The organism is Qipengyuania sp., assembly GCF_048550555.1.
GTDB lineage: Bacteria > Pseudomonadota > Alphaproteobacteria > Sphingomonadales > Sphingomonadaceae > Qipengyuania.
In genome coordinates, this window is the sequence record NZ_JBLYYF010000050.1 from 1 (window position 1) to 4,747 (window position 4,747).

Below are 4,747 nucleotides of genomic sequence, written 5' to 3' on the forward strand. Positions count from 1 at the left end.
ACCGGTCGCCGCGCATGCGGTCAAAGCGTTGGACAAACCGCCTGCGGGCAAGGCATAGGGCGAAACCAATGGAAACGCGGGCAAATCACGTTTGGGTGGGGGCGGTCACGCTGCTGATCCTCGGCGCGCTCGCGCTGTTCATCGTCTGGCTGGCGCGGCTCGGCGGCGGGGCGCAGAACGAATACGACATCTTCTTCAAGCAGTCGGTCGCCGGCCTCGCCAACGGCAGCTCGGTCGATTTCGCGGGCGTGCCCGTGGGCCAGGTCAACCAGATCGAGCTGTGGGACAAGGACCCCGAATTCGTCCGCGTGCGGATCAAGGTCAAGGAAAGCGTGCCGATCCTCGTCGGCACCACCGCGACGATCCAGGGCAGCTTCACCGGCGTCTCGACGATCACGCTCGACGGCGCGCGCAGCGGGGCGCCACCGATCTCCTGCGAGACCACCGCCTGCACCGAGGGCGTGCCGATCATCCCGCCGACCGCCGGCGGCGGCTTCGGCGCGGTGCTGGCCAGCGCGCCGCTGCTGCTCGAACGCCTCGCGACGCTGACCGAGCGGCTGACCATGCTGCTGAGCGATCGCAACCAGGAAGAGATCTCGCAGATCCTCGCCAACACCAACGCCGCTAGCGCCGGCTTCGCCTCCGCCGCGCCGCAGCTCGAGCGGACCATGGCCGAGCTGCAGGTGACGCTGCGCGAGGCGGCCGAAACGCTCGACCAGTTCGAGAAGGTCACCGCGACCACCGACCGCATCCTCAACGAGGAAGGCGAGGCGATCGCCAAGGACCTGCGCGCCACGCTCAAGTCGGCGAGCGGCGCTGCCAAGGCGCTCGAGGACACGCTCAACGAGGCGCGGCCCGCGACCAGGCAGCTGACCGAAAGCACGCTGCCCGCCGCGGAGGCGACGCTCAAGGACTTGCGCGCGACCAGCAAGGCGCTGCGCGACGTGACCGAGAAGATCGACGAAAAGGGCGCGGGCGCATTGCTATCGAGCCAGCCGCTGCCCGACTACAAGCCGTGAGGGGCCTGAGCATGACACGCACCATCAAACTCGCCGCGCTGGCTCCGGCCCTGCTGCTCGGTGGCTGTCTCAGCCTCGGCGGCGAGGCGCCCGACAGCCTGCTGACACTGACGCCCGCGACCACCGCACCGGCCGGTACGGGCGCGAGCGGAGCGCAGAGCAGCGCGCTGGTGCTGTCCGAATTCGAAGTGCCCAAGGCGCTCGACGTCACCCGCGTGCCGGTGCAGGTCACCGATACCGAGCTCGCCTATCTCAAGGATGCGGTGTGGGTCGAACGGCCCGCGCGACTGTTCCGTCGGCTGATCGCGGAAACCGTCCGCGCGCGCTCCAACCGCGTGGTCATCGACGGCGACGATCCGGGCGCGCTGGCGTCCGACCGCCTGCAGGGCACGCTGCGCGCCTTCGGCTACGATGCGCGTTCGCGCGAGGCTGTGGTGACCTTCGACGCGGTGCGCAATTCCGCCGATTCGGCCGTCGTCACCCGCCGGTTCGAGGCGCGGGTGCCCGTCGCCGCGCCCGAAACCGGCTTTGTCGGCCCGGCGCTCAACCAGGCCGCCAACGACGTCGCCGGCCAGGTCGCCGACTGGCTCGGCTGAGGCGTCAGACCCGCTCGAGCGCGCGATGCGGCGGAGGCGGGAGCTCGACTGAAATCTGGGCGCCCGGCGCGATCGGGCCGCTTGCCAAGACAATCGTCATGATGCCCGCCTTGCGTATCAGCGCGCCGTCGGGCGCCTTTTCGAGCACGGCGGCGAGCAGGCCGGGCCGGAACGCCTCGATCTGCGCGCAGGGATTGCGCAGCCCGGTAACTTCGAGGCGCGCCGAGGGACCGATCGCCAGCACGCTTGCGCGCGGGAGCGCGAGGAGATCGATGCCGGTGGTCAGGATATTCTCTCCCAGCTCGCCCGGCCCGACCGCGAAGCCGCGCCCGGCCAGTTCGGCGAGCAGCTCGTCATGGAGCAGATGGACCTGCCGCAGATTGGGCTGGGTCGAGTCGATTCGGACCCGCGAGCGGTGCTTGACCGTCGTGCCCGCATGCGCATCGCCGGCAACACCCAGCCCCGCGACCACGTCTATCGTGTCACGGACCTGCTTGGAGAAGCCGTGTTCGGAACTTGCCGCGACGCTGAGGACGCGCGGCACCGGGATCATTGCGTGGTCCGCGCCAGCCGCACGAACTCCATCGCCTTGAGGAATTCGCCGAGACGGTGCGCGCGGCGTGCGCTCGCTTCCTCGTCCTCGCCCCATTGCTCGATCTGCCAGTCCTCCTCGAGATTGGCGGCGGACCACAGCGCTTCGCCATCGGCCCCGTCCTCGAGTGCGGCAAGCCCGATGCACAGCGAAGCGGCGAGCGAGGCCAGCTGTTCGAGCGCGGCGAGGGTGAAATCGTCGAGGCTCTCGAGGCGTGCCCCGAGACGCTCGAGAGTTTCGGGCGGGTGTGATTTGGCGACGATCCCGCTCACGCGTTCGAAGCGCACGCCGTCGCGCTGCTCCAGCGCCTCGACCAGCGGGTCCCAGACCTCGCGCTGGCGATGCCACAGCGGCTCGTCGGGATCCGCGCGGTAGCACAGCGTATCGGTGTCGGCGTAGCGCAGCAGCTTGGCGACGATCTCCTCGCGCGTCCCTGGCACCACGTCGAGCGCATAGTCGGTCATATCACGAAAGGCGAAATGTGCCGGGTCGATCGTTTCGCCCTGTGCCGCCCATTCCGCCGCCAGCGCCTGCGCGAGCGCTGTGGAGGCCACCACCTGCGGCTGGCCGCCCTGCGTCTTGATCGGCCGACCGTCGAGCGCGACGTAGTGGCCGGGCTCGCTCTTCTCGACACTGACCTGCGTGTAGAAGCGCTTCATGCGCCGCTCTTCCAGCGCCGGGCGAGCACCAGCGGAAGGACGAAGACGTCGAGCGCGCCGAGCGCGAGGAGGACATAGCCCGCCACTTCGGGCAGCGGCAGGACCAGCGCCAGCACCAGCGCGCCGAGCACTGCCAATGCCACGCCCGACAGGCGCACCGCCTGGATCGTCAGGAAGCGGGCTTTGGCCGGGTCAGTCGGGGCAGGGTCATGTGCGGACGGGTCATGCTGGTCCACGGATCAGGTCTCCCAATTGGCGCGCGGTTTCGGCCACCGCGCTGGCCCCCGCATCGAGCAGTTCGTGCGGCTCGTGATAGCCCCAGGACACGCCGATCGCGCGCACGCCCGCGGCCACCGCCATTTCCATGTCGAAGCTGGTGTCGCCGATCATCACCGCGTCGGCGGGTGCGACACCGGCCTCGACCAGCGCCGCCTCGAGCATGGCGGGGTGCGGTTTCGAAGGATGCCGGTCGGCGGTCTGCAGCGAGACGAAGCGCTCGCGGATGCCATGCGTGTCGAGGCAGGCGATCAGCCCGCGATCGCTCTTGCCGGTGGCGACCGCGAGCAGATGTCCGGCGCCGCCGAGTTCGTCGATCAGCGCGCCGATGCCTTCGAACAGCGGTTCGCGCAGCGCACCCGAAAGGCGCAGCGCGCGAAAGCCGGTCTTATAGGCCTCGACCACGGCATGGCGCTGGTCGTCGCTGGCATCGGGTGCGAGTTCGCGCAGCGCATAGGGCAGGCTCAGCCCGACCATGCGGCGTACCATATGGCGATCGGGGGCGACCAGCCCGGCGGTGGCGAAGGCCTGTTCCATCGTGTCGCAGATCGCCGCCTGACCATCGACCAGCGTGCCGTCGCAATCGAAGACGACGAGCCGACTCAAGCGGCATGCCCCTGCATGACGGCGGCGAGATCGGCGTTCCCGGCGGCGGCCAGGCCCGTGGCGATCGCTGCGCGTTCGTCCGCGCTGCGTTTCTGCGACAGCTTGAAGGTCGGGCGCCATTCGCGAATGGCGAGTTCGAAGCCGACAATCGCCTTGAACAGCCCGTTCCACGTAGCTTCGCTCGCTTCGTCCGCCTTCCAGCGTTCGCCTTCGAGGCGGCTCTCGTGCGTGTCGATCAGATCGTAGAGCAGGCTGTCGAGCTCGCCATCATCCAGTCGTCGCACCGATCCCTCGAGCTCGATCGCGACATAGTCCCAGGTCGGCACCGTATCGCGATTGGCATACCATCGCGGCGAAACATAACCCTGGGGGCCGTTGATCGTAGCTAGCGCCGTCGCGCGGTCGAGATGCCGCGTCAGCGCATTGCCGCGCGCGAGATGGAATTGCAGCCGGTCGCCCTCGCGCAGAATGAAGGGCGTGTGCGCGACGCGCGGCCCCTCGGGCGTGGTCAGAAACACCATGCCGAAGCCGATCCCGCCCATCCATTCGCGCATCATCGCGTGATCGTCGGTGCGGAACAGCGCATTGGGATGCATCAGCGCTTGCCCTTGGGCTTGGGTTTGCCTGCGGCACCGCGCGAGCGGCGCGGGGAGCGTTGCGACTTGCGGAAGTTCTTGGCGTGCTGGCGCGCCTGCTGCTTCTTTTCCTCGCGGCTCTTGGGCGGCGGATCGTCGCGCATCGGCGTCGCGTCGCTGGCGCTTTCCGCGAAGCCCAGATGTTCCATGCTGGCCGCGAAATGCTCGGGCAGTTCGGCGGTCACGTCGAGCTTGCCGCCGTCGGGGCTGTCGATGATCAGCCGCCGCGCATGAAGGTGCATCTTGCGACTCACCGCGCCGGTAAGGAAGGCATCCTTGCCGCCATACTTGCCATCGCCGACGATCGGGTGGCCCATCGCCGCGCAATGGACGCGCAACTGGTGCGTGCGCCCGGTCATCGGCT

Annotated in this window: 7 protein-coding genes and 1 pseudogene; 2 read left to right on the top strand and 6 right to left on the bottom strand. The window is 68.9% G+C overall.

Features of this window, described 5'->3' with window-relative positions; translation table 11 throughout:
* Nucleotides 1–68: 68 nt before the first annotated feature.
* A complete protein-coding gene (locus ACN4E0_RS13455; RefSeq protein ID WP_419568644.1) occupies nucleotides 69–1,019 on the top strand; it encodes an MlaD family protein in 951 nt (316 codons plus the stop codon).
* Nucleotides 1,020–1,030: 11 nt separating this feature from the next.
* On the top strand, nucleotides 1,031–1,615 hold the full coding sequence (locus ACN4E0_RS13460) for an ABC-type transport auxiliary lipoprotein family protein (RefSeq protein ID WP_419568646.1): 585 nt from the start codon (nucleotides 1,031–1,033) through the stop codon (nucleotides 1,613–1,615).
* Nucleotides 1,616–1,619: 4 nt separating this feature from the next.
* Here ACN4E0_RS13460 and ACN4E0_RS13465 read toward each other — a convergent pair whose 3' ends face one another.
* The 6 genes and pseudogenes from ACN4E0_RS13465 to ACN4E0_RS13490 form a co-directional block, all read right to left on the bottom strand.
* Entirely contained in the window at nucleotides 1,620–2,168 is a 549-nt protein-coding gene (locus tag ACN4E0_RS13465) for an MOSC domain-containing protein (RefSeq protein ID WP_419568648.1), read from the bottom strand.
* Nucleotides 2,165–2,866: an ATP12 family chaperone protein gene (locus ACN4E0_RS13470; RefSeq protein WP_419568650.1), complete on the bottom strand. Its 702-nt coding sequence runs from the start codon at nucleotides 2,864–2,866 to the stop codon at nucleotides 2,165–2,167. Before ACN4E0_RS13470 ends, ACN4E0_RS13465 begins: the two co-directional genes overlap by 4 nt.
* Nucleotides 2,863–3,102, bottom strand: coding sequence for a hypothetical protein (locus ACN4E0_RS13475; RefSeq protein ID WP_419568652.1), 240 nt, complete (start codon nucleotides 3,100–3,102; stop codon nucleotides 2,863–2,865). Before ACN4E0_RS13475 ends, ACN4E0_RS13470 begins: the two co-directional genes overlap by 4 nt.
* Nucleotides 3,089–3,748: an HAD-IA family hydrolase gene (locus ACN4E0_RS13480; RefSeq protein WP_419568654.1), complete on the bottom strand. Its 660-nt coding sequence runs from the start codon at nucleotides 3,746–3,748 to the stop codon at nucleotides 3,089–3,091. The genes ACN4E0_RS13475 and ACN4E0_RS13480 overlap by 14 nt, the downstream gene beginning before the upstream one ends.
* Nucleotides 3,745–4,344, bottom strand: coding sequence for an FMN-binding negative transcriptional regulator (locus ACN4E0_RS13485; protein WP_419568656.1), 600 nt, complete (start codon nucleotides 4,342–4,344; stop codon nucleotides 3,745–3,747). Before ACN4E0_RS13485 ends, ACN4E0_RS13480 begins: the two co-directional genes overlap by 4 nt.
* Nucleotides 4,344–4,747, bottom strand: a pseudogene (locus tag ACN4E0_RS13490) (RNA pseudouridine synthase); the annotation flags it as partial. The gene ACN4E0_RS13485 and the pseudogene ACN4E0_RS13490, both read right to left, overlap by 1 nt.

Coding starts and splice junctions, on each gene's coding strand:
- ACN4E0_RS13455 (WP_419568644.1), top strand. CDS start 69: ATGGAAACGCGGGCAAATCACGTTTGGGTGGGGGCGGTCACGCTGCTG.
- ACN4E0_RS13460 (WP_419568646.1), top strand. CDS start 1,031: ATGACACGCACCATCAAACTCGCCGCGCTGGCTCCGGCCCTGCTGCTC.
- ACN4E0_RS13465 (WP_419568648.1), bottom strand. CDS start 2,168: ATGATCCCGGTGCCGCGCGTCCTCAGCGTCGCGGCAAGTTCCGAACAC.
- ACN4E0_RS13470 (WP_419568650.1), bottom strand. CDS start 2,866: ATGAAGCGCTTCTACACGCAGGTCAGTGTCGAGAAGAGCGAGCCCGGC.
- ACN4E0_RS13485 (WP_419568656.1), bottom strand. CDS start 4,344: ATGCATCCCAATGCGCTGTTCCGCACCGACGATCACGCGATGATGCGC.